The organism is Arthrobacter sp. 35W, assembly GCF_000482545.1.
Taxonomy (GTDB): Bacteria; Actinomycetota; Actinomycetes; order Actinomycetales; family Micrococcaceae; genus Specibacter.
Map to the genome: position 1 here is coordinate 2,039,535 of NZ_KI519454.1, position 23,285 is coordinate 2,062,819.

22 protein-coding genes and 2 tRNA genes are annotated in these 23,285 nt (G+C 65.9%); 9 read left to right on the forward strand and 15 right to left on the reverse strand.

The window, feature by feature from the left end; translation table 11 throughout:
* Positions 1–3 precede the first annotated feature (3 nt).
* The 8 genes from K254_RS0109000 to K254_RS0109035 all read right to left on the reverse strand — a co-directional run bounded on the left by K254_RS0109000 (position 4) and on the right by K254_RS0109035 (position 7,843).
* On the reverse strand, positions 4–294 hold the full coding sequence (locus K254_RS0109000) for a chorismate mutase (RefSeq protein WP_081709979.1): 291 nt from the start codon (positions 292–294) through the stop codon (positions 4–6).
* A gap of 450 nt (positions 295–744) precedes the next feature.
* Entirely contained in the window at positions 745–2,328 is a 1,584-nt protein-coding gene (locus tag K254_RS22545) for a right-handed parallel beta-helix repeat-containing protein (protein ID WP_051389002.1), read from the reverse strand.
* A 181-nt stretch (positions 2,329–2,509) separates the two neighbouring features.
* Complete coding sequence (locus K254_RS0109010) at positions 2,510–3,148, reverse strand: mycothiol-dependent nitroreductase Rv2466c family protein (RefSeq protein WP_035749156.1); 639 nt, start codon at positions 3,146–3,148, stop codon at positions 2,510–2,512.
* A gap of 99 nt (positions 3,149–3,247) precedes the next feature.
* Complete coding sequence (gene clpX, locus K254_RS0109015; RefSeq protein ID WP_026555092.1) at positions 3,248–4,534, reverse strand: ATP-dependent Clp protease ATP-binding subunit ClpX; 1,287 nt, start codon at positions 4,532–4,534, stop codon at positions 3,248–3,250.
* Between the two features lie 193 nt (positions 4,535–4,727).
* Positions 4,728–5,387, reverse strand: coding sequence for an ATP-dependent Clp protease proteolytic subunit (locus tag K254_RS0109020; RefSeq protein ID WP_026555093.1), 660 nt, complete (start codon positions 5,385–5,387; stop codon positions 4,728–4,730).
* Positions 5,388–5,420: 33 nt separating this feature from the next.
* Positions 5,421–6,041, reverse strand: a complete 621-nt coding sequence (locus K254_RS0109025; RefSeq protein ID WP_269209011.1) for an ATP-dependent Clp protease proteolytic subunit — start codon at positions 6,039–6,041, stop codon at positions 5,421–5,423.
* A gap of 262 nt (positions 6,042–6,303) precedes the next feature.
* A complete protein-coding gene (tig, locus tag K254_RS0109030) occupies positions 6,304–7,680 on the reverse strand; it encodes a trigger factor (protein WP_026555095.1) in 1,377 nt (458 codons plus the stop codon).
* A gap of 90 nt (positions 7,681–7,770) precedes the next feature.
* Positions 7,771–7,843: transfer RNA gene (locus tag K254_RS0109035), tRNA-Pro, on the reverse strand.
* A 182-nt stretch (positions 7,844–8,025) separates the two neighbouring features.
* Between K254_RS0109035 and K254_RS0109040 the strand changes: the two genes are divergently transcribed.
* Positions 8,026–8,096 (forward strand) — tRNA-Gly (locus K254_RS0109040).
* A 135-nt stretch (positions 8,097–8,231) separates the two neighbouring features.
* Here K254_RS0109040 and K254_RS0109045 read toward each other — a convergent pair.
* From K254_RS0109045 to K254_RS22550, 3 genes are read right to left on the reverse strand one after another with little or no spacing between them, the layout of a single operon-like run.
* The gene (locus K254_RS0109045; RefSeq protein ID WP_026555096.1) at positions 8,232–9,251 is read right to left on the reverse strand and encodes an Fpg/Nei family DNA glycosylase; all 1,020 of its coding nucleotides are present in this window, start codon (positions 9,249–9,251) and stop codon (positions 8,232–8,234) included.
* Between the two features lie 3 nt (positions 9,252–9,254).
* Positions 9,255–9,728: a ribose-5-phosphate isomerase gene (locus K254_RS0109050; protein ID WP_026555097.1), complete on the reverse strand. Its 474-nt coding sequence runs from the start codon at positions 9,726–9,728 to the stop codon at positions 9,255–9,257.
* Between the two features lie 60 nt (positions 9,729–9,788).
* Positions 9,789–10,757, reverse strand: coding sequence for a hypothetical protein (locus K254_RS22550; RefSeq protein WP_035749158.1), 969 nt, complete (start codon positions 10,755–10,757; stop codon positions 9,789–9,791).
* A gap of 200 nt (positions 10,758–10,957) precedes the next feature.
* Here K254_RS22550 and pepN point away from each other — a divergent pair, with 200 nt between their 5' ends.
* From pepN to K254_RS22560, 4 genes are all read left to right on the forward strand, one after another.
* Entirely contained in the window at positions 10,958–13,510 is a 2,553-nt protein-coding gene (gene pepN / locus K254_RS0109060; RefSeq protein WP_026555098.1) for an aminopeptidase N, read from the forward strand.
* 151 nt (positions 13,511–13,661) lie between these two features.
* Positions 13,662–14,132, forward strand: coding sequence for an OsmC family protein (locus K254_RS0109065; protein WP_026555099.1), 471 nt, complete (start codon positions 13,662–13,664; stop codon positions 14,130–14,132).
* Positions 14,133–14,197: 65 nt separating this feature from the next.
* On the forward strand, positions 14,198–14,911 hold the full coding sequence (locus K254_RS22555) for a mechanosensitive ion channel domain-containing protein (protein ID WP_051389003.1): 714 nt from the start codon (positions 14,198–14,200) through the stop codon (positions 14,909–14,911).
* A 110-nt stretch (positions 14,912–15,021) separates the two neighbouring features.
* The gene (locus K254_RS22560; protein ID WP_035749869.1) at positions 15,022–15,441 is read left to right on the forward strand and encodes a globin; all 420 of its coding nucleotides are present in this window, start codon (positions 15,022–15,024) and stop codon (positions 15,439–15,441) included.
* Between the two features lie 68 nt (positions 15,442–15,509).
* Here the strand turns inward: K254_RS22560 and K254_RS0109080 are convergent, their stop codons facing one another.
* From K254_RS0109080 to K254_RS0109090, 3 genes are all read right to left on the reverse strand, one after another.
* Entirely contained in the window at positions 15,510–16,403 is an 894-nt protein-coding gene (locus K254_RS0109080) for a hypothetical protein (protein ID WP_051389004.1), read from the reverse strand.
* A 288-nt stretch (positions 16,404–16,691) separates the two neighbouring features.
* A complete protein-coding gene (locus tag K254_RS0109085) occupies positions 16,692–17,363 on the reverse strand; it encodes a hypothetical protein (protein ID WP_026555102.1) in 672 nt (223 codons plus the stop codon).
* A complete protein-coding gene (locus tag K254_RS0109090) occupies positions 17,360–17,866 on the reverse strand; it encodes an acyl-CoA thioesterase (protein ID WP_026555103.1) in 507 nt (168 codons plus the stop codon). Before K254_RS0109090 ends, K254_RS0109085 begins: the two co-directional genes overlap by 4 nt.
* A gap of 103 nt (positions 17,867–17,969) precedes the next feature.
* Between K254_RS0109090 and K254_RS0109095 the strand changes: the two genes are divergently transcribed.
* The 4 genes from K254_RS0109095 (at position 17,970) to K254_RS0109110 (ending at position 21,501) form a co-directional block, all read left to right on the forward strand.
* Positions 17,970–18,878: an acyl-CoA thioesterase gene (locus K254_RS0109095; RefSeq protein WP_026555104.1), complete on the forward strand. Its 909-nt coding sequence runs from the start codon at positions 17,970–17,972 to the stop codon at positions 18,876–18,878.
* Between the two features lie 77 nt (positions 18,879–18,955).
* Positions 18,956–19,630, forward strand: a complete 675-nt coding sequence (locus K254_RS0109100; RefSeq protein ID WP_026555105.1) for a DUF2278 family protein — start codon at positions 18,956–18,958, stop codon at positions 19,628–19,630.
* Positions 19,631–19,793: 163 nt separating this feature from the next.
* Positions 19,794–20,174, forward strand: a complete 381-nt coding sequence (locus K254_RS22565; RefSeq protein WP_051389005.1) for a YciI family protein — start codon at positions 19,794–19,796, stop codon at positions 20,172–20,174.
* A 112-nt stretch (positions 20,175–20,286) separates the two neighbouring features.
* A complete protein-coding gene (locus K254_RS0109110) occupies positions 20,287–21,501 on the forward strand; it encodes an RNA polymerase sigma factor (protein WP_196810897.1) in 1,215 nt (404 codons plus the stop codon).
* Positions 21,502–21,595: 94 nt separating this feature from the next.
* On the opposite strand, the gene ettA is transcribed toward K254_RS0109110, so the two are convergent.
* A complete protein-coding gene (gene ettA, locus K254_RS0109115; protein WP_026555107.1) occupies positions 21,596–23,278 on the reverse strand; it encodes an energy-dependent translational throttle protein EttA in 1,683 nt (560 codons plus the stop codon).
* Between the last annotated feature and the right edge of the window lie 7 nt (positions 23,279–23,285).

Genomic DNA, 23,285 nt, shown 5'->3' on the forward strand with positions numbered 1-23,285 from the left:
TACCTAGCGTTCGGCGGAATTGACGCCGTGCTCGAGGTCGATGAAGGCGCCAATCATGGCGCGGTAGGTTTGCTCGACGACGTCGGGCGAGGCACCAGACTCTGTTGCCCGGGCCCGGGCCTTGGCAACCACCTGCTCCACGCGGGCCGGAGCCCTGACGGCCGCGGCGTCGCCGGACGGCTTGAGCTCCCCCGCCCGCACCACGGCAGCCTGGCGCTGGGCGATCAGGGCAATGATGGAGGCATCCAGCTCATCGATGCGGGCACGGACGGCGTCCAGGGAATCCAGGGTCATGCCCGCCAGCCTAGCAATGCACAGCGCACATCTGTGTGGCAGTAGATGTTCTTCAGAGGCGTCTTTGGAGCGACTACTGCTACACAGATTCGACGGCGGAGGGTTTTTGGGCAAAGGGGAAGCCCCATCAGCGTTTTGCCGTTGGTGGGGCTTCGACTTCGGCCGCTTGGTGACGCTTTGCGGTCTGGGGGACTCCGTAGACCTTCAGGTCCTGTTGCCTCGTCACTGGCAACCTTCCCCGAACTTTGCCACAAGAGCTGCGCCCGGTTCCGTCTCTGAATCTTTGGTGTCCCTAAACCCACTGTGTCAGTAGTGGGTAGAAAGAATGCTCCTCCTGCACACCAGCGGCGTCAAGAGGTTGGGGAGAACTACACGGGAGTAGTTCTCCCCAACCCGTTCCCGGTTCCCGGGTTGCGGGCAGCGGGCTAGTGGTGCTGACCGGACCGAGTCTCACTCCCGGCCGGCAGGCATGGGCCCCGGCGGGACCGCCGGACCCGGGATCGGTTCGGGGGCAGGCCCGTGCACGCCTGGACCGTTGTAGGCGCCGATGGACACCGGACCGGTGGCTGGCACGGCGTTGCCGAAGTAGTCCCGGCCTCCGTTGCCGGCAATGGACTGGCCCGCCGCCAGCAGTGGCGAAGACCGGTGGAGCTTGTACCCCAGCGCACTGTCAATGCCAGATGCCGTTCCACGGGCCAGCAGCCGCGGATCACCGTTGACGGCGGTGGTGTCAGCCTCCGCTCCGCCAACGTTGACAAAATTATTCGTGGCCAGTTTGAAGCCACCGGAGCGCAGGTTCAAGGATGCGGTGCCGGCACCTTCCTTCACCACGATGTTGTTGCGGAAGCCGACGTTTCGCTGGTTGGCATTGTTTTCATTGATGACCGTTTGGGAAATGCCCGGGCCGATGTAAATGGTGTTGTTGTAGAACTCGGCGCTCTCAATGCCCCCGGAACAGGTCTCAATGCCTCGGAAGGTGTCATTCTGGCTGATGTTGTAGCGCACCACGGCATTGGCCACGCGGCCGGCGGCGTTGCAGACCAGGAAGAATCCACCGGCGTTGTCATGGCTGTAGTTGTATTCAAAGAGCGTCCGGTCCGTACCCTGGTCGATGTCAAAGGCCATGCCGTCGCGTGTGGTGGCACCGCCCGAGACTTCATTGAATCGGAAGGCCGTGCCATCTGAGTTCCACGGCCAGATCCCGGCGTTGTACCCTGCCGAGCGCTGCTGGAACTTGTGGACCCTGTTGTGTTCGACGACGGCGTCCAGGGCAGTCTGCGGAACGATTCCGTCACCGCCGGTGTCGAGGACGTTGTTGTTGCTGATGACGATGCCGGTGTTGCCCGTCCACGGTTTGGTGATGACCGTGCTACCGACTTCCGCCCGCTGGGCCCAGAGGCTGGCGACGGCGGCGATGCCGGTGCGGGTGACATGCTCCACCCTGTTGTTGGTGATCTGCAGATCGTTGTAGTTGCTTGCCTTGGCCTCGCCTCCCACCGAGGCAAGAATTCCGCCGCTTCCGCGGATGTCTTTGGCATCATTGCCATTGATGTCATGGACATACAGGTCGTCAACCACCATGTGGTTCGCCGTCCCAAAGTCCTCCAGCAGCAGGTAGACGCCCCGGCGCAGTGATGCCGGCCCCTTCGCGTTCGTGACCTCCAAGCCGGAGATTTCAACGCCAGCCATGTTGCGCAGCAGGATAGTGTCGGCTGCCCCATCGCCGTCAATGACCGGGCGCGCCCTTCCCGGCCCATAGGCTCCAATGCTGATGGGCCGCCTGCTGGTTCCACTGCCCTTCGGCGCAAATGTGCCAAGGCAGGTGGCACCACGCTTGAAGCGGATCCTGTCGCCCGCCTTCAAGGTGATGGCATTGGCTTCCTCGAGGGTTGTGTAGGGAGCCCGCTGGCTCCCGTCAGCAACACCCGAAGGAGCCGCCGAACAGTCGACGTGGACGAAGTTCGGCGCTGCCGCAGATGCAGGCAGTGCCGAAAGTGTGGCACCGAGGACGGCGGTGCCAACCGCAACGGCCATGGTTGTGCTGAATCGAGAAATCTTCAAATCGCTACCCCTCTTGATCTTGATCGATATTGACAAAAAAGTGTCATATTCTGTCAACTACGTCAGGTTATCGATATCAATCGGGGGAAAAACGATTGTGACGCAAGGGAAATCGCTTTCCCTTGCGTCACATGGTGCGTCGTACTGTGAGGAACTAGTTGAAGCTGGGGTACTCCGTGCGGCTGCGCTTGATCTCGAAGAACTCCGGGAATCCGGCCAGCGTGACGGTGGCATCCCACATCCGGCCGGCATCCTCGCCGCGCGGGATCCGGGTGATGACGGGGCCGAAGAACGCGGTGTCGTTGAACGCCACGATGGGCGTGCCAACATCCTGGCCCACCTTGGAGATGCCCTCGTGGTGGCTGGCACGCAGTGCCTCGTCGTGGGCGTCGGTGGTGGCGGCCTCGGCCAGCTCGGCGGGCAGCCCCACCTCGGCCAGAGCCTTGACCACTACCTCGGACAGGTCCTCGACCTTGTCGTGGTGGATCAGGGTGCCCATGGCATCGTAGAGCGGCTTGATGACGCCCTCGCCATGGGCGGCGGCGGCAGCGGTGATCACGCGGACCGGGCCCCAGCCCTTGGCAACCTTCTCGCGGTACTCCGGGGACAGGGTCTCGTTGTTCTCGTTCAGCACGGACAGGCTCATCACGTGCCAGTCGACGGCGACGTCGCGGACGTCCTCAACCTCGCCGATCCAGCGGGAGGTGGCCCAGGCGAAGGGGCAGATCGGATCGAACCAGAAATCGGCCTTGTTGGAGGAAGGCGCGGTGGAGTTCAAGGTAGCGTCAGTCATGGGGTCTCCTGGTCAGGAATGGGGTGCAAAGAAAAAGTCACAACTGATGGTCACAACAGCGCCGGTCCCGACTTTCTTCCCGCGAACGGGCAGCCGCGTCTAGGCGGACTTGTTGCGGCGCTTGGCCGCCACGTCGTGCGCGATCAGCGTGGGCGGGGAAACCTTGGCCACCACATCCGCGGTGATGACCACCTGGGCGATGTCCTCGCGGCTGGGCAGCTCGAACATGACGGGAAGCAGCACTTCCTCCATGATCGCCCGCAGCCCACGGGCACCTGTCCCCCGGGCCAGCGCCAGGTCCGCAATCGCATTCAGGGCGTCGTCCTCAAAGGCCAGCTCCACGCCGTCGAGCTGGAACATCTTCTGGTACTGCTTGACCAGCGCGTTCTTCGGCTCGGAGAGGATCTGGATCAGGGCCGGTCGGTCCAGGTGGGTCACGGTGGTGATCACGGGCAGGCGGCCGATGAACTCCGGGATCAGGCCGAACTTGAGCAGATCCTCTGGCATGACGTCCGCGTAGCTGGCCTCGTCCTGCTTGAGGGCGCTCAGGGGTGCACCGAAGCCGATGCCCTTCTTGCCGGCCCGGGAACCAATGATCTCCTCCAGGCCGGCGAAGGCGCCGGCCACGATGAAGAGCACATTGGTGGTGTCGATCTGGATGAACTCCTGGTGCGGGTGCTTGCGTCCGCCCTGCGGCGGCACCGAGGCCACCGTGCCCTCGAGGATCTTCAGCAGCGCCTGCTGCACGCCCTCGCCGGAGACGTCGCGGGTGATGGACGGGTTCTCACTCTTGCGCGAGATCTTGTCGATCTCGTCGATGTAGATGATGCCCTGCTCGGCCTTCTTGACGTCATAGTCGGCGGCCTGGATCAGCTTGAGCAGGATGTTCTCCACATCCTCGCCCACATAGCCGGCCTCGGTCAGCGCCGTGGCATCGGCAACGGCGAACGGCACGTTCAGCCGGCGGGCCAGGGTCTGGGCAAGGTAGGTCTTGCCACAGCCGGTGGGGCCGATCAGGAGGATGTTCGACTTGGCGATCTCGACGTCGTCGTGCTTTCCACCGGCCAGGGTGGCACCCTTGCTGGCGTGGCCGGACTGGATGCGCTTGTAGTGGTTGTACACCGCGACGGCGAGGGAACGCTTGGCCGGCTCCTGGCCGATGACGTACTCCTGCAGGAAGTCAAAGATCTCCCGCGGCTTGGGGAGCTCAAAGCTCTCGAGGTCCGCAACCTCGGCCAGTTCCTCGTCGATGATCTCGTTGCACAGTTCAATGCACTCATCGCAGATGTAGACGCCGGGGCCCGCAATCAGCTTGCGGACCTGCTTCTGGCTCTTCCCACAAAAGGAGCACTTGAGTAGATCGGTGCTCTCGCCCATACGAGCCACGTGAGGCCCCTTTCGTGATGTCTTGCTCTTCGAACTGGATCCGCTGCAAGTGCAGCGGACAAACCACCAGCCGCAAACCGCCGGTGCACGCTTCTTGCCTCCACTTTAGGCCACGGGGACGACATTCGGCGGAAGCCAAACGCCGAGGCACTCCATTTCCATGGGATGCCCCGGCGTCCGGTAGGCACTGCTGCTAGCGGGTGATGGCCGCCGGCTTGATCTTGCGGGGTTCCAGAACCTCATCGATCAGGCCGTAATCCTTCGCCTCTGCGGCGGTGAGGATCTTGTCACGCTCGATGTCGTTGTTCAGCTGCTCCGGCGTGCGGCCGGAGTGCTTGGCCAGCGTGTCCTCGAGCCAGGAGCGCATGCGCATGACCTCGTTGGCCTGGATCTCCAGGTCGGAGGCCTGGCCACCCTGGCCACCCGAGAGGGCGGGCTGGTGGATCAGCACACGGGCGTTCGGCAGCGCCAGACGCTTGCCGGGGGCACCGGCGGCCAGCAGCACCGCGGCGGCGCTGGCAGCCTGGCCCAGGCAGACCGTCTGGACTTCCGGGCGGATGAACTGCATGGTGTCGTAGATGGCCGTCATGGCCGTGAACGAGCCGCCGGGAGAGTTGATGTACAGCGTAATGTCGCGGTCCGGGTCGGTGGACTCGAGCACCAAAAGCTGGGCCATCACGTCATCGGCGGAGGCGTCGTCAACCTGCACACCGAGGAAGATGATGCGGTCCTCGAAGAGCTTGGTGTACGGGTCCTGGCGCTTGAAGCCGTAGGGCGTACGCTCTTCGAACTGCGGAAGGACGTAGCGGCTGTTCGGCAGGTTGCCGGCGGTAGAACCAAAGTTGTAGTTCATTGTCATTGCTCCTGGAATCTTCTCTTTGGCCTATTACTTCGCGTTGGTTCCGCCGCCACCGGCGACGGATCCGGCGTGGCGGCTGATCTTGTCAAAGAAGCCGTACTCCAGGGCTTCCTCGGCCGTGAACCACTTGTCGCGGTCGTTGTCCTTGAGGATCTTCTCAACGCTCTGGCCGGTCTGGTCGGCGGTGAGCTCGGCCATGACCTTCTTCATGTGCAGGATGAGCTCGGCCTGGATCTTGATGTCCGAGGCCGTGCCGCCGATGCCGCCAGAGGGCTGGTGCATCAGGATGCGGGCGTTGGGGGTCGCATAGCGCTTGCCCTTGGTGCCCGAGGAGAGCAGGAACTGGCCCATGGAGGCAGCCAGACCGGTGGCGACGGTCACGACGTCGTTCGGGATGAACTGCATGGTGTCGTAGATGGCCATGCCGGCCGTCACGGATCCACCGGGCGAGTTGATGTAAAGGTAGATGTCCTTCTCGGGATCCTCTGCGGAGAGCAGCAGGAGCTGGGAGCAGATCGCGTTGGCGTTCTCATCCCGGACCTCGGAGCCCAACCAGATGATGCGCTCTTTGAGCAGGCGGTTGTAGATGTAGTCGTCCCGGCTGGCCGGGTCCACTGTAGCCATCGTCGGTGTGGTGTGCTGTGCCATGGTGGAATTACCTCTCCCTCGTGGCCGCCGGCCTACGCCGTCCGGCCACTAATCTTCACTACTTGGACAGTAGCCGCTTTGGCCCTCGTTTTGTTTCGCAAATCGGCGCTGTTCGCTGTGGGCGCATGCTCCACGGGGCGTTCGGCAGGCCGGGGCACGACGGCGTTAAACAGCTCCGCCGCCGGCCCCCTTGCGGGGGACGGCGGCGGAGCTGAAACCACTACGGCGCTATGCGGGATTCAAGCCCACAGACGCTGGTGGATTAGAAGCGTGCTTCACCGGGATCGGTGGTGGCTTCCTCAGCGGCTTCCTCGGCAACGGCTTCAACAGCCTCTGCCTCGTCCTCGCCGGCAACGCTGACGAAGTCGGTCAGGTCAACCTCGACACCCTTGGTGTCGACAACCTTGGCCTGGGCCAGAACGGCGGCCAGAGCCTTGCGGCGGCGGACCTCGCCGACAACCATCGGAACCTGGCCCGAGGAATCCAGCATCTGAGCGAACTGGTTCGGGTCCATGCCGTACTGGCTGGCGGAGTTGACGATGTAGTCGATCAGCTCAGCCTGGCTGACACCGATCTCTTCCTTGTCGGCAACGGCGTCGAGGATGATCTCGTTCTGGAAGGCACGCTCGGAGTTGGCCTTGATTTCGGCGCGGTGCTCCTCGGTGTCGTGGTCCTCGCCACCGTGGTTGGCGGTGCCGTCGAAGTGCTGCTCGATCTGCTCTTCGATGACGGAAGCCGGAACCGGAACCTCGATGAGGGCAACCAGCTTCTCCAGAACCTTGTCGCGGGCCTCAACGCCCTGCTCCAGAGCCTTGGAGGAGGCAACCTGCTTGGTAAGGTCCTCGCGGAGCTCGGCGATGGTGTCGAATTCGCTGGCCAGCTGTGCGAAGTCGTCGTTTGCCTCGGGCAGCTCGCGGACCTTGACGGACTTGATGGTCACGGTGACCTGGGAGTCCTTGCCGGCGTGCTCGCCGCCAACCAGCTTGGTGTCGAAGATTGCCTCTTCGCCAACGCTCAGGCCAGTTGCAGCCTCATCCAGGCCGTCCAGCATGGTGCCGGCGCCAACCTGGTAGGACAGGTCCGAAGCGGAGTCGATCTCTTCGCCGTCGATCTTGGCAGCGATGTCGATGGACAGGAAGTCGCCATCGGCGGCCGGACGCTCAACGGACTTCAGCGTGCCGAAGCGGCCGCGCAGCTCGTCCAGAGCCTTCTCGATGTCCTCGTCGGCGATCTCGGCGGCCTCAACCTCAACCTCGATGCCGGCGTAATCGGGCAGCTCGATCTCGGGGCGCACGTCGATCTCGACGTGGAACTTGAGCTCACCGTCGGTGGACGTGGGGTCCGGAACCTCGGTGATCTCAACCTCGGGACGGCTCAGCGGGCGGATGCCGGATTCGGCAACGGCGCTCTGGTACCAGCCATTGAGGCCTTCGTTGATTGCCGTCTCCAGGACGTAGCCGCGGCCAACGCGCTGATCGATCAGTGCGTTGGGCACCTTGCCCTTGCGGAAGCCGGGAACCTGGACCTGCGTAGCAATCGTCTTGTAAGCCTCGTCAATGCTGGGCTTCAATTCCTCAAACGGAACCTCAACATTGAGCTTTACCCGAGTGGGCGTGAGGTTTTCGACAGCGCTCTTCACAGCGTGGTACTCCTGATGGTCTGTTGATAAATGGTCGGCACACCAGCACACTGGCAACCCGGCCGCGAGGCCAAGCTGGAAGGTACTGAGTCGGGGCGACAGGACTCGAACCTGCGGTCTCCTGCTCCCAAAGCAGGCGCGCTAGCCACTACGCTACGCCCCGTAGTGCCCGGGACAGTCTATGGCCTATACATCTGTGATGCACAATTGGCACCTTCCGCGACGCGCCGCAGCGTGAACATTCGCCCACCACTCGTTCACCGCGCGGCCATCTGGAGTCGATTTGCGGGCCGCCGCAGCGGTTGCTACTATCGAGGAGTTGTCCGGCCGCTGGCCGAGATTTCCGGGGGCGTAGCTTAATGGTAAAGCCTCAGTCTTCCAAACTGATTACGCGGGTTCGATTCCCGTCGCCCCCTCAGATTCAAACCCTCTGGCCGCTGCCGGAGGGTTTCTTCGTTTAACACCCCTTTGCCCCCTCCCGCGCCCAACTGAGTGACAGTTGTGACACGTTCCGGGCCTCGGAACGTGTCACAACTGTCACTCAGTTGGGGTCAGCGGGGCTGGCAGGTGGGGCACCAGTAGAGCTTGCGGGCGCCGAGGTCGGTCAGTGCGATAGGGGTGCCGCAAAGCCGGCATGGGAGCCCGGTGCGGTGGTAGACATAGTGGGCGTCGGCCACGGGAACGGGCACGACGGCGTCTGTTCCGTTGGCGGGGCCCGTCGCCGGGGCTGTTGAGGCGGAGCCTGTGGGGGCCGAGCCGGGACGGTGTTTCGGGTCCGTGGTGATGATGCGGCCGTCGCGTACGCCGTCGGCCATGATCGAGACGATGTCCAGCCAGAGGGCATCGGCCTCCTGCGCGGTCAGTGACTTTCCGGGCAGCCATGGGTCCAGTCCTTGCCGGAAGAGCGTCTCGGCGCGGTAGACATTGCCCACGCCGGCGAGCACCTCCTGCTTCATCAATTGCAGGGCGATGTTGGTGCCGCTGCCCGTGATGCGGCGGCGGAACTCGGCCATGTCGCCGGGCGCATTGTGCAGCGGGTCCGGGCCCAGCTTCGCCAGAACCGTCGCAACCTCGGCCGGCGTGAGGACTTCGCAGGCCGTCGGCCCGCGCAGATCCGCCCAGCCGTGGTCCGACACCAGCCGCACGCGGACGGCGCCCTTGGGCTCGGGCGGCCCGGTGTAGACGGCGGCGGGGCCGCCGTCGTCGTCGGACTCCCCCGCTCCCCCGACAAGCGCTCCTCCGGCCGTCCCGGCAGAACGGCCGGAGGCCCCGGGCAGCTCGCGTTCGCCGATCCGCCGGGGCGCACCGATGCTGGAGGCCCCGGCGAACGTGTCATCCCCGCCAAAATCCCAGGCCCCGTAGAGCCCCAGGTGCACGCGCAGCACCAGGTCGTGGGAGAAATGCAGGAACAGCTGCTTCCCATGGGCCTGGGCGCGTTCCAGCGTGTGGCCGTCCAGGGCGGCGGCGCCGGCGGCGAACCTGCCCTGCGGGCTGCTCAACGCCAGCCGCGCGCCGCCAAAAACGTCCTGGAACTGCCGGGCCAGCCGGTGGACGGAGTGTCCTTCGGGCATGGGCTAGGCAACTACCTCGCCGGTGGTCTCGTACGTGGCGATCTTGCCAATGCGGCGGACGTGGCGCTCGGCGTTGCTGAAGGGCTCGGCCAGGAAGGCCTCGATGATCTCGGTGGCCTCCTCCACGCTGTGCTGGCGCCCGCCCACGGCCACCACGTTCGCGTCGTTGTGCTCGCGGGCCAGCGTGGCGGTGCTCAGGTTCCAGGCCAGGGCCGCACGGACGCCAACCACCTTGTTGGCGGCGATCTGCTCGCCGTTGCCGGAGCCGCCCAGCACGATGCCCAGCGCATCCACACCGGCGGCCTGGTCTGCCACGACGGCGAGGGCCGCGTTGATGCAGAAGCTCGGGTAGTCGTCCTCGGCGTCGTACTCGGTGGGCCCGTGGTCGACCATCTCGTAGCCCTTGGCGCTCAGCGCGGTGATGAGGTGGGCGCTGAGCTCGAGGCCCGCGTGGTCGGTGGCAATGTGAACGCGCATGGGGAGTCCTAAGAAGTCGAGGGCTGAATACCGCTGTCAAGCCTACCCGGCCCGGCGTCGTCAGGGCCGCTTGCCCGCCCGACGGTTGAGCAGCGCTTCCAATGTGTCGGCGGTGTCCAGTTCGGGGGCACCGATCACCAGGGAGGTGCCGTCGGTGCGCCGGACGACGACGGCGGCTCCCGAGGCGGCCAGGAAGGATGCGGACCCGCTGTGGTGGCGCAGACCCCAGCCGCCGTGGTGGCCCGCGGAAACGTTCAACGAGACGGCGCCGTCGATGTCCACGCAGGCGGCATTCATCACCGGCACGACGCCGGCCAGCTGCACCCGCACGCCAACCCGGTCCGCCTCCACCAGGGCTGTCAACGCCCCCAGCGCCACTAGTGCGGCCACCACTGATGCCACGCCCAACCATGGCGTAATGAGCGAGAGGAACACCGCGGGCAGGACCCCCGCGAGCAGGATCATGATGACCACGGAGCTGCGCGGATGCACCCAGTAGCCCACCTTGTCCGCAGCCAGCTGCGGGTCCAGCGCCAGGGTGAGGGCCTCGTCGTCCGCCCGCGTCCACTGCTCGTCCGGCTTGAAGGTCATGGCCAGCACCACGCCCAGCGCCACGGCCGCACCGCTGCCCATTGCCAGAACGATGGCATCCAGCCGCCGGCCGGGCGCTGCATCGGTCCCGGCCTGGGCCGTCAGCGTGGCACCAAACAAGGCCGCCAGGAACAACTGCACGCTCATCCCCACGCCCAGCAGGACGCGGCGCAGCAACCTGGGCAGCACGGTGCGCGCGGCCTGAGTGGAGATGCCGGCACCCACGACGGCGATGGCCACCGCGGCCACGGCCAGATACACCGGCAGGGCCAGCGGGTTTCCGCCCACGGGCAGGACCACGCCGCGGGGCACGTCGCTGAGCAGTGTCAGGCCGGCGGCAAAGAAGGCAACCGCAAGCGCCAGCGGGAAGCCGATGGCAAAGCGCAGGGCCCTCTTGTCCACCGTGCCATGCGGAGAGTCAGCCGTCCTGCCGGCCATGCCGCCACCCCCTGGTCAAGATCCATTCCACTCCACCAGCGTCCCGCATGCCGTGTCCAACATCAACCGGCCGCACCGCTGCGCAACACGCGGTGTAACGTGGACCACGCCAGAGACGTGAAAGACTGCTTTCACGTTGTCGCGGGGTCCTCCCGCAGCCTTCATCCGACACTTCCACCGGAGGAACCACCTTGCCAGGCATGAATCTGACCCGCGCCGAAGCCAGCGAGCGCGCAGCCCTGATCAGCGTCGAATCCTATGACGTGACCCTCGACCTCACCCCGTCCGAGAAGACCTTTGCCTCCACCACCACAGTGGTGTTCACGGCCGAGGCGGGTTCGTCGTCGTTCATCGATGCCATCACCGACGCCGTGCATGCGGTGACGCTCAACGGCGCCGCCCTTGATCCGGCCGAGGTGTCCGACGGCGTCCGCATCCAGCTGCCCAATCTGGCCGCGCACAATGTCCTCACCATCGAGGCCGATGCGCTGTTCATGAACACCGGCGAGGGCCTGCACCGCTTTGTGGACCCGGTCGATGAGGAGGTGTACCTCTACACGCAGTTCGAGGTCCCCGACAGCCGCCGCATGTTTGCCGTCTTCGAGCAGCCCGATCTGAAGGCGCCGTTCACCTTCCACATCACCGCACCGTCGCACTGGGACGTCATCTCCAACTCCACGACGCCGGAGCCCGTTGCCGCTGAGGCCGCCGGCCGCTCCACCTGGCACTTTGAGCCCACCGCGCGCATCTCCAGCTACATCACCGCGCTGATTGCCGGCCCGTACGAGTCCATCCGCAGCGAGCTCACCAGCTCCGACGGCCGCGTCATTCCGCTGGGTGTCTTTGCCCGCAAGTCCCTGATGCAGTACATGGATGCGGAGAACGTCTTCGAGCTCACCCGCCAGGGCTTTGAGTTCTTCGAGGCGCAGTTCGGCACCCCGTACCCCTTCACCAAGTACGACCAACTCTTTGTCCCGGAGTTCAACGCCGGCGCCATGGAGAACGCCGGGGCCGTGACCTTCCTGGAGAGCTACGTGTTCCGCTCCAAGGTCACCGAGGCCACGATTGAGCGCCGTGCCATCACCATCCTGCACGAGCTCGCCCACATGTGGTTCGGCGACCTGGTGACCATGCGCTGGTGGAATGATCTGTGGCTCAATGAATCCTTCGCGGAGTTCATGTCGCACCTGGCCGCCGCGGAGAACACCCGCTACGTCGATGCCTGGACCACCTTCGCCTCGCTGGAGAAGAGCTGGGCCTACCGCCAGGACCAGCTGCCTTCCACGCACCCTATCAAGGCCGAGATCCGCGACTTGGAGGATGTGCTGGTCAACTTCGACGGCATCACCTACGCCAAGGGCGCCTCCGTGCTGCGCCAGCTGGTGGCCTGGGTGGGCCAGGAGGAGTTCATGGCCGGCGTCCGCGCCTACTTCGCCAAGCACTCCTGGGGGAACACCGAGCTGGTTGACCTCCTCACCGAGCTGGAGGACTCCAGCGGCCGCGACCTGAAGGAATGGTCCGCGCTGTGGCTGGAGACCGCCGGCGTGAACACCTTCAAGCCGGCCATCGAGGTGGACGACGACGGCGCCATCACCTCTTTTGCCGTGCTGCAGTCCGCCGTGGCCGAGTACCCGACCATCCGTCCGCACCGCGCGGCGGTCGGCTTCTACAACGTAGCCGCCGATGGCGAGAACACAGGCAAACTGGTCCGCACCCACCGCGTGGAGCTGGACATCGACGGCGAGGTGACCCAGGTGCCGGAGCTGGTGGGCCTGGCCCGTCCGGATCTGGTGCTGCTCAACGACGACGACCTGGCCTACGCCAAGATCCGCCTCGATGCACACTCCCTGGCCACGGCCAAGGCGCACCTGAAGGACTTTGCCGCCTCGCTCCCCCGCACGCTGGTGTGGGCCTCGGCCTGGGATGCAGCGCGCGACGGCGAAACCCCCGCCCGCGAGTACGTGGACCTGGTGCTGGCCAACATTGGCTCCGAGTCCGATTCCACGGTGGTCACGGTGCTGCTGCGCCAGCTCGCCAGCACGCTGGCCTTCTACGTGGCCCCCGAGCACCAGAAGGCCACGGGCATTGCCGCGGCCGATGGTCTCCGGGACCTTGGCCGCGCCGCGGCCCCGGGTTCCGATTCCCAGCTGCAGTTCGTGAAGTCCTTCGCGGCCCTGGCCCAGACGGAGGGACAGCTCAACGTTGTGGCGTCGCTGCTTGACGGTTCCGAGGTGCTTGAGGGCCTGCCCGTGGACCAGGATCTGCGCTGGGAGCTGCTGACCTCCCTGGTGGCTGGCGGCCGCATGGACCAGTCCGACGTCGACGCCGAGCTGGCCCGCGACAACACCCAGACGGGTGCACTCGCTGCAGCTGTCGCGTCGGCTGCCATCCCCACGGCCGAGGCCAAGGCGGCCGTCTGGGACGCCGTCGTCGTCCGCGGCGACATGCCCAACGCCGCCCAGCGCTCGGCCATCACGGGCTTCTCGCGGGTCTGGGACACGGAGCTGCTGGAGCCGTACGTGGCCAAGTACTTCGGCTCCATCCGCACGGTGTGGGCCGAGAAGTCGCACGAGATCAGCTCCACGATTGTCACGGGCCTGTACCCGGCCCTGCTGGTGTCCCAGCAGACGATTGATGCCACGGATGCGTTCCTGGCCGAACTCGGCGAGGAAACCCCCGCCATGCGCCGCCTGGTGCTGGAAAGCCGCGACGGCGTCGTCCGCGCCCTCAAGGCCCAGGCCGCCGACCAATAGGTCCTGACAGGCTCGACCACCGATCGGTGGTCGAGCCTGGGGCCACGGCCGCGAGGGACCCGCGACGAGCTTGCGAGTTGCGGGAGCGGCTGGGGAGCGAGGTCTCGACCAGCTCGACCACCGGACCGCCCCCTCGCGCTAGGCTGGCACCATGGCCATCCACGAACACCATTACGATGTCACTGTCTTTTGGACCGGCAACCGCGGCACCGGCACCTCCGGCTACAAGGCCTACGGACGGGACCACTCCGTCACGGCCGCCGGGCTGCCTATGCTGCTCGGCTCCGCGGACCCCACCTTCCACGGCGACCGCGACCGGTGGAATCCCGAGCAGCTGCTGCTCACGGCCCTGGCCCAGTGCCACATGCTCTCCTACCTGCACGTGGCGGTGAACCACGGGATTGTGGTCACCAAGTACCAGGACAGCGCCAGGGGCACCATGCTCCTGAACCCTGATGGCAGCGGCCAGTTCACCAGTGCCACCCTGCGCCCGCAGCTGGTCATCACGGACCCGGCCCAGTTGGAACTGGCGGCCAGCCTGCACCATGAGGCCTCACAGTTGTGCTTCATCGCCCGGAGCGTGAACTTCCCCGTGCTGCACGAACCGCAGGTCTCTGTCTAGCGGAATCCCGCCGCGGGTGTCCTCGGAGCGGGTCTTCAGGAAGCGGCGCTAGGGTTGATGCCGTGATGGCACTACAAAACACCCTCCTTCAACTGCCCCTGCAGACTGATCTGGCCGACGCCGTGCCCGATGCTCTGGATGGTTTCTGGCGGCATCTGCTCGACGCCGGCATCATCATGGTCATCGGCTTCGTCATCTGGCTGGTCCTCCACCAGTTGATCGCCCGCGTGGTCAAGCGCGCCCAGAACGGCACCGCGCTGTCCGAACGGCGGATGTTCAAATGGGCCCATCCCGTGCTGCGGAACTTGGAGTCCGAACGCCGGATCCAACGTGCCGAAACCATCGGCTCGCTGCTGAACTCCGTGGTGAGTGTCGGCGTCGTCGTGGTGGTTGGCTTCTACGTGCTGATCGCCTTCGAGGTCAATGTCGCTCCCCTGCTGACCAGCATCGGAATCCTGGGTATCGCCATCGGTTTCGGCTGCCAGCAGCTGATCCGCGACTTCCTGGCCGGCATCTTCATCACCATCGAGGACCAGTACGGCATCGGCGACGTCATCGAGACCAGTGATGTGGTGGGCGTGGTGGAATCCGTGGGCCTGCGCATCACGCGCGTCCGCGCCGAGGACGGTGCCATCTGGTACCTGCGCAACGGTGAGATCCTGCGCGTGGGCAACCGCTCGCAGGGCAACTATGTGGACCCGGAGGCCGCCGGCGAGCCCGACGCCTCCGCCGGCGCGGAGGGCGAACGTCGCCCCATCCAGCAGGAAGCCGGAGAATAGTAGTCATGACCGAGACCAACCAGACCCCCACCGCCGAAGACGGCACTCCCATCCCGTCCCGTTTCGGCACGCCATTGGCCCGGCTGATCCCCGTGGACCAGGGCAAGGGCATGCCGGCCGGCAGCCCTGGTGCCGCGCCCGCCGTGCCGGGCATCACCGAGACCTTCTACGATGCCGTCGGCGGCCATGAGACCTTCGCCAAGCTGGTGCACGTGTTCTACCAGGGCATCGCTGAGGACGAGATCCTGCGCCCGATGTACCCCGATGAGGATCTGGGCCCGGCAGAGCGCCGCATGACCATGTTCCTGGAGCAGTACTGGGGCGGCCCGCGCACCTATCTGGAGGAACGCGGCCACCCTCGCCTGCGCATGCGCCACATGCCGTTCGCCGTCACTCCCGCGGCACGCGACCGCTGGCTGCTGCACATGCGCGCCGCCGTGGACGCCGTCGAGCTCTCCCCACTGCACGAGGCCACCCTGTGGGACTACCTTGAGCGTGCCGCGCACTCGCTGGTGAACTCCGGGGACTAACTCTCCACTTACGAACACAAATGCCGCCGGCGAACATGTCCACGCATGTTCCCCGGCGGCATCTTTGTTCATTTCTGCAGGGACGTCCGACGGCGGAGCTCGGGGCGGAGGCCTGCCTCACGCAGGATGGACTCGAGAACCCCCGGAGCCATCAGCTCCTTCCAATCCCAGCGGGCGAAGGTGACGCGCTGGGCCCGGATGGCATTCTCCCGCTTCTTCTCCGCCAGGACCCGCTGCGCCACATCCAGACCCTTGCCCCAATCGGAGCGAAGGTATTTGCCCTCGCCGTCGAACTCCCCCGCGATGCGCAGGGCAGGGAACCAGAAGTCGACCAATGCGGTGCTGCCGTCCCGGAGGTTAAATGGATGCTGCAGCTCCGGCGCGGAGAATCCTGCCACATGCATCTTCGCCCGGCTGAGCGATTCGCCGGCCGATCCTGACAGGGGTGAGCTTAACCCAATGATGCCGAGGGCACGGTTCCGCTTCGCCTGCGAGGGAAGCCCGGCGGCGCCGGCCTCCAGCTCCTCCACGGACAGCGGCGCCCCCATGGGTTCATCGTGGGTCCACCGGGGTTCAGTGTCCGGCCCCGGCTCCACCGGGAGTTTCCCCCGTCCCGGCGGCCGCTGGGCCGAGTCGCAGACGGCCACCGCGTACATGAACGGCAGTGTCGAGATGAGTTCAAGGGTGGTCCGCAGCTTGTCCGTGGCCAGCAGTCCGCCGAACTGGACCAACCCCATTGACTCGTCGCCGGCGTGGACCCGGATGTCGTTCCAGCTCCTGCCGCCGCGGTAGTCCATCGCGATGTGCACCTTCGGCGGCATTCCCACGGTCCAGAGGCCCCAGAGCAGCGCCGCTGTTTCCCGGCAGAACACCGGTGCTGACGACGTCGTGGCGTTGAAGGCCGCCACGCGCAGGCCGTACCGCTCGCCGGCGCGCAAGGCCTCCCACGCTGAGGTGGCCACATAGGCGCCTGGCCGCACCCGAGTCAGTTCCCTCTTGCGCTGCCTCCGTGCCAGGGAGCGCGGGTCCTGCCCGACGCGGGTGAGATCGCTGCGCGTGATAAGTGGTGGAAGTCCCATTCCCCGAGGGTGGCACCGCCAGCGCGGCCAGCGGCGTCCTCAAGGCCAGGTTGTGGACAGCTGCGGACCAACGGGCGCGGTGGAGGGACCGCAGTGGGGAAGACAAATGCCGCCGGCGAACATGTCCACGCATGTTCCCCGGCGGCAAATATGTTCGCTACTGAGACAAAGTCAGAGGATCGACGGCGGACGCACCAGGATGTGGCCGCGGGTGGTGCTCAGGCGCAGCCAGCGGTGCGAGGAGAACAGCACGGCGTCCTCCCCCGGGGCCACGAAGCCCAGGGCGTACGCTGCGAAGGCTGCGCCCGCGGGGAGCTCGCCGGGGACATCCGCCATGGGACGGCCCCACACGGAGGCACGGGCATTGTTGACGATCATCTGGCCCGGATTCACGGGGATGATCTGGGCCACCTCGCGTACACCGTTCTTTGCGGCGGTGATCAGCGTGTCGGCCGTGACGTCGCCCAGCCGCTCCCAGCCGCCGCGCGGTGCGCTGATGCCGGCCCAGGATTCGTTCACGGTCATGGGCGGCACGGGCAGGTCCACGTCCTCGCCCTCCATCCGTGCCAACCGGTCGGCAACGGAGGCCAGGCTGACTGTGACGTCAACGCTCGACGGCGATGCCAGGGCCATGGTGCGCAGGCCCAGGATGGTGGGGGTCCCCTCGCCCAGGAGCTTGGGGCGCATCACGCACACGTAGGCGGCGAGCACGGAGCCGGCACCCTGGAGCCGGATGGCGCCGTCGTCGGCCGTCCTGGCCCGGGTGACAAAGGTGCGCAGATCGGCCACGGTGCCCGCATCGGCCAGGCGCAGAACGTCCGCCGCCGTCGACAGGCCGCTCACTTGGCACCGGCCAGGGCGGTCTCGGCCGCGGCACGGCGCCGGAAGGGCACCGGATCTCCGGACCAGGTTTCCAGGGCGTGGCGCTGGGCGTCGGTGAGCCGTACGGGGCGGCCGGTGCTGCGGTTGACCAGCACCATGGAGGTGGCGGCCAGCGCGTAGATGGTGCCGCCGTCGGCCTCGGCCACGCTGTAGCCGAATTCGAAGCTGGAGCCGCCGACCTTTGTCACCCAGATGTTGACGAACACCGGCGTCGGACGGAACTGAAGCGGGAGCAGGTATTCGATCTCGTGGCGTCCCACCAGGATGAACAGCTCAGGGCCCACCAGCTCGTAAAAGCTGTGGTGGGGCTCGGCACCGGCTCCGGCGGCATCGGCCAGGGCGGTGTGCGTGAGCTGGACGCGGGCATCCTCCAAGTACTGCAGATAGACCACGTTGTTCACGTGCCCATAGGAGTCAATATCGCCGAAGCGGATCTGCAGGGGAATTTGGATCACTGTTGCCATTCCCTCATCCTCTCAAAGGCATTCGGTCCCACCAAGCCGGAGCCCGCGGCCCGGCGCCCCCGCGGTGTTTGAACCATGCCCGTCCGCCACATAGAGTCACATCATGACTGATGCATCCCCGGGGCTGGACCCGATGGAATCCCTGTTGTCCCTGCTGGATCTCAGCGATGCCGACGGCGCCCGGACCGATGAAGAACTGTGCGTGGGCAAGTCCGAGCGCAACCCCGTCAGCGACCGCGTCTTCGGCGGCCAAGTGCTGGCCCAGTCGGTCATGGCAGCCATCCGGACCGTCGACGACGACAGACCCGTGCACTCGATGCACGCCTACTTCCTGCGGCCCGGGGATGCCCGCGAACCCATCACCTTCGGCGTTCAGCGGCTGCGCGACGGCCGCTCCTTTTCGGCCCGCCGCGCCCACGCCTACCAGGGCGGCGTGCCGATCCTGTCGATGATCGCCTCCTTCCAGAAGCCCGACGCCGGCATTGAGCACCAGGAGCCGATGCCGCTGGACGTGCCGGACCCCGAGTCGGTGCCCAGCGCTGCCGACGTCCTTGGCGGCCTGGACCATCCGGTGGCGCAGGCCTGGGCCTTTGGCCGCCCCTTCGACATCCGCCACATCGACAGCAGCATCTACCTGACCGTGGACGGACGCCACACCGCCCACCAGGCCGTGTGGATCAAGACCATCGGCCCCATGCCGGAAGACCAGAACCTCCACCGCGCGGCCCTGGCCTACGCCAGCGACTACACGCTGCTGGAGCCCTCGCTGCGCCGCCACGGCATCAGCTGGATCACCCAGGGCCTCAGCATCGCCAGCCTGGACCACGCCATGTGGTGGCACCGGCCGGTGAAGGTGGATGAGTGGCTGCTGTATGTAGCCGAGTCCCCCAGCGCCTCCGGGGCCCGCGGCCTGAACACCGGCCGGTTCTTTGACCGCGACGGCGTGCTGGTTGCCTCCGTGGCACAGGAGGGCATGATCCGCCTGCCCGCAGGGACCCCCGGCATCAGCTAGTCCACCCGCTGCCACGGGCGTAGATTTAGGCTGTCGCGTCCCTCCTTCGCAGGGATGCCTTCACAGGGGGCATGGCCATGGCACTGGTACACGGATACGGAATCGTCGCTGGAACCCGGCAGAGCTACTACCGGGACCCGGTCAACAACTACGGCCAGTACTACCATGCCAATCTCATGGTCGGCACTCCCTCCGGGACGTACCACTGTGCCATCGACGTCGACAGCCACTCGGTGCCCAACGGCGTCCAGTGGCGCGTGGTGAAGCTGAAACCCGCCATGCTCAAGGGGGTGGATGCGCTGGCGGATGGGTGGCATCCGCTCGCGTCGAATGCCACCTCAGGTGCCCTGGACTACATCCGCAACCCGGATCTGCGCCGGCGCTGGTGCCGCTGGTGGCCGGGGCCGCTGCACCGATTCAATCTGCAGCTGCCGTTTGTCCGCTGGCCCCTCTGCAACATTCCGTGGAAGTCCGGCGTGAGTACTGATGCGCTGGCGGATCTTGAGCCGCTGATCGCCCAGGCCCAGCGGGTGTTTGTCTTTGGGGAGCCCTTCCACGACGGCAATCTCGGGGTCCACAACATCCACCAGAACCAGGGCGATCCCATTGGATCCGACTTTTCGGCCTCCAACGCCATCTGGCAGGACGGTGGAACCATTCTCCAGCTCCCTGACGGCTCCTACTGGGCCTTCTGCAACAAGTTCCAGACGCAATCCGACCACACGGACAATACGGGCAGGCCGCTGCCTTAGGGGGCATTTGGCCTAACGTCTTTGTGGCGGCGGAGAATCCTTCCGGTGGCGTTGTCGATTTCCGGCGTCACCGTTCGTCGTAGTGGTGTAACGACAACCCAGGCGGTTCGAATGCGGGGTTCTTCCCCGGACTTCCGGCCGCCGCAGCCAAGGAGTGGACATCATGACCAAGCAGTACGTTGCAGTGATCGTTGAAGGCGAATTCGACCCCTCACTGGTCACGGAAAAGTTGTGGAACGACACCATGGCCGCCCATGGCGCCTTTGCGGCAGCGGTTGAGGCCGCCGGGGGCCGCGTCATCTCTACCGGCGGACTCGATGCCGCCCACGCCGTCTCCATCCACCCCGGGCAGGACGGCGGACCGGCCGTCTTCACCGATGGACCGTTTGCCGAGGCCAAGGAAGTCAACCACGGCTTCTACCTGTTGGAGCTGCCCGACGACGCCGACGTCCACGCCCTGGCCGCCATGATCCCCAGCGGCGGCCATGTGGACCTCTACCCCGTCATGACCGAAGCCGACTACCCCGACCCCGCCGGTGGTTGAGCCCATTCGCTGGTCGAGCTTGGGGCCACGCCAGCCGGGTTCCCTGGCCGAGCGGAGCGAGGTTAGGGGGCTGGTGGGGAGCGAGACCCCGGCCACGGCGTATCAATGGACTGTGCCTGCCTCTCTTGAAGACGTGTACCGCCGCGACTGGCCCTTGATCGTTGGTGCCGTCGCCCGCTACACCTCGGACCTCACCCTGGCGGAGGACTGCGTCCAGGAGGCCGTCATCCGGGCGCTGGCCCTCGACGGTGAACTCCGCAACCCCGCCGCATGGATCACCACCACGGCCCGGCGGATCGCCGTCGATGCGCTCCGGCGCCGCCAAACCCAGGCGCGCCTCCTTCCACAGCTGGCGCGGGAGCCGATGGAAAGAGACGCAGCTGAAATGACCGAACCCTTTGCTGGAGACGAGCGCCTGCTGCTGATCACCCTGATTTCCACCCCCGAACTCAGCGAGCAGGACCGGGTGGCGATGGCCTTGCGCTTTGTCTGCGGCCAGAGCACCGCGGACATCGCCCGCGTCCTGCTCGTCCCGGAAACCACTCTGGCAGCGAGGCTCACCCGCGCCAAGAAGCGCATCTCCGCTTCGGGTCTGCCACCCGCGGACTCCAACGACTTGGTGCCACACATCGACACCATCTTGACCACGTTGTACCTGCTGTACACAGTCGGCCACGGCGCTTCGCCGGGCCCCGGCAACGTGCCGCAGACCGTCCGTGCAACGGCCATCAGCCTGTGCCGCGATCTGGTCAGGCTGCATCCGGAGCACCTCGAGTCGAAGGGCTTGCTCGCGCTGTTGCTGCTCACCGAGGCCCGCCAAGCCGGGTTTCCTTCCTCGGACGACGACGGCGCCCGGCCAAGTCTGGAGGAGGCCGACAGATCGCTTTGGGACCAGGCCCTGATCACCGAAGGGATGCTGCTAGCCGCCGCTGCACTGCCGGGCGGCGGCCGGTTCTCACTTCAGGCAGGCATCTCCGGGATCCACGACGCCGCCCCAACATGGGAGGCCACCGACTGGCCTGCCATCACGCGGCTGTACGAGCGCCTGTACGCGGTCTGGCCGGCTCCCGTCGTCGTACTGAACCGCATCATCGCCCGCGGCCTGAGCCCCGACGTCGGCCCAGAAGCCGCGCTGGACGATCTCGATTCCTCCTGGCCGACACCAAGCGGACCGCTCGCCGGACAGGTCTGGGCTGCACGGGCCGATCTCCTGCGGCGGATTGGACGCAGCGCTGAGGCCGCAGAATCGTACCGTGAGGCGCTGGCCAGTGACCTGGCCGATGACGACAAACAGTTCCTCCGCCGTCGGCTCGCCTCCTTGGAGTAACCGCATCCCGGTCCGGGCCCTTAAACGCCGAATGGCCGGCCCCAAAAAGGGGCCGGCCATCCGCGTCCCGCTGGTGCAGCGGGCGGAGAATCGCTTAGTCGCGGGTCAGGCGGCGGTGGGTGACGCGGTGCGGACGGGCCGCATCGGCGCCCAGACGCTCGATCTTGTTCTCCTCGTAGGACTCAAAGTTGCCCTCGAACCAGTACCAGTTGGCCGGGTTCTCCGGGGTGCCTTCGTAGGCCAGGATGTGGGTGGACACCCGGTCCAGGAACCAGCGATCGTGCGAGACCACCACGGCACAGCCGGGGAATTCCAGCAGCGCGTTCTCAAGGCTGCTGAGGGTTTCCACGTCGAGGTCGTTGGTGGGCTCATCGAGGAGCAGGAGGTTTCCACCCTGCTTCAGGGTCAGCGCCAGGTTCAGACGGTTGCGCTCACCACCGGAGAGCACACCTGCCTTCTTCTGCTGGTCCGGGCCCTTGAAGCCGAAGGCGGCAACATAGGCGCGGGACGGCATCTCGACGTTGCCGACCTGGATGTAGTCCAGACCGTCAGAGACAACCTCCCACAGGGATTTGTTCGGGTCGATGCCGCCGCGGCTCTGGTCCGCGTAGGAGATCTTGACCGAATCACCGATCTTGAGCTCACCGCCGTCGAGCGGTTCAAGGCCCACGATGGTCTTGAACAGCGTCGTCTTACCGACACCGTTCGGGCCGATGACGCCGACGATGCCGTTGCGCGGTAGGGTGAACGTCAGGCCGTCGATCAGCGTGCGGTCGTCGAAGCTCTTCTGCAGGTTGGTCGCCTCCAGCACCACGCCACCCAGGCGCGGTCCCGGCGGGATCTGGATCTCTTCGAAGTCAAGCTTGCGGGTCCGGTCTGCCTCGGCAGCCATTTCCTCGTAGCGGGCCAGACGGGCCTTGGACTTGGTCTGGCGGCCCTTGGCGTTCGAGCGCACCCACTCCAATTCCTCAGTCAGACGCTTGGCCATCTTGGCGTCCTTCTTGCCCTGGACTTCCAGACGAGCGCGCTTCTTCTCCAGGTAGGTGGAGTAGTTGCCCTCGTAGGGGTACAGGTGGCCGCGGTCCACTTCGGCGATCCACTCGGCCACGTGGTCGAGGAAGTACCTATCGTGGGTGACGGCGAGGACGGCGCCGGCGTAGCTCTTCAGGTGCTGCTCCAGCCACAGCACGCTCTCGGCGTCCAGATGGTTGGTGGGCTCATCGAGCAGCAGCAGGTCAGGCTTCTGCAGCAGCAGCTTGCACAGGGCAACACGGCGGCGCTCACCACCGGAGAGGACTGTGACGTCGGAGTCGCCCGGCGGGCAGCGCAGCGCATCCATGGCCTGCTCGAGCTGGGAATCCAGATCCCACGCGTCGGCGGCATCGATGGCTTCCTGCAGCTTGCCCATTTCCTCGAGCAGCGCGTCGAAGTCGGCATCGGGGCTGGCCATTTCCTCGGAGATCGCGTTGAAACGCTCGATCTTGCCGTGGATCTCGGCCACACCTTCCTGGACGTTGCCCAGAACGGTCTTTTCCTCGTTCAGCGGCGGCTCCTGCAGCAGGATGCCGACGGTGTAGCCGGGGCTCAGGCGAGCCTCGCCGTTCGAGGGGGTGTCCAGACCAGCCATGATCTTCAGGATGGTGGACTTACCGGCACCGTTAGGGCCAACGACACCAATCTTGGCACCAGGGAAGAACGACATGCTTACGTCGTCAAGAATGAGTTTTTCGCCAACGGCCTTGCGAGCCTTGGTCATCGTGTAGATAAATTCCGCCATGCTTCAA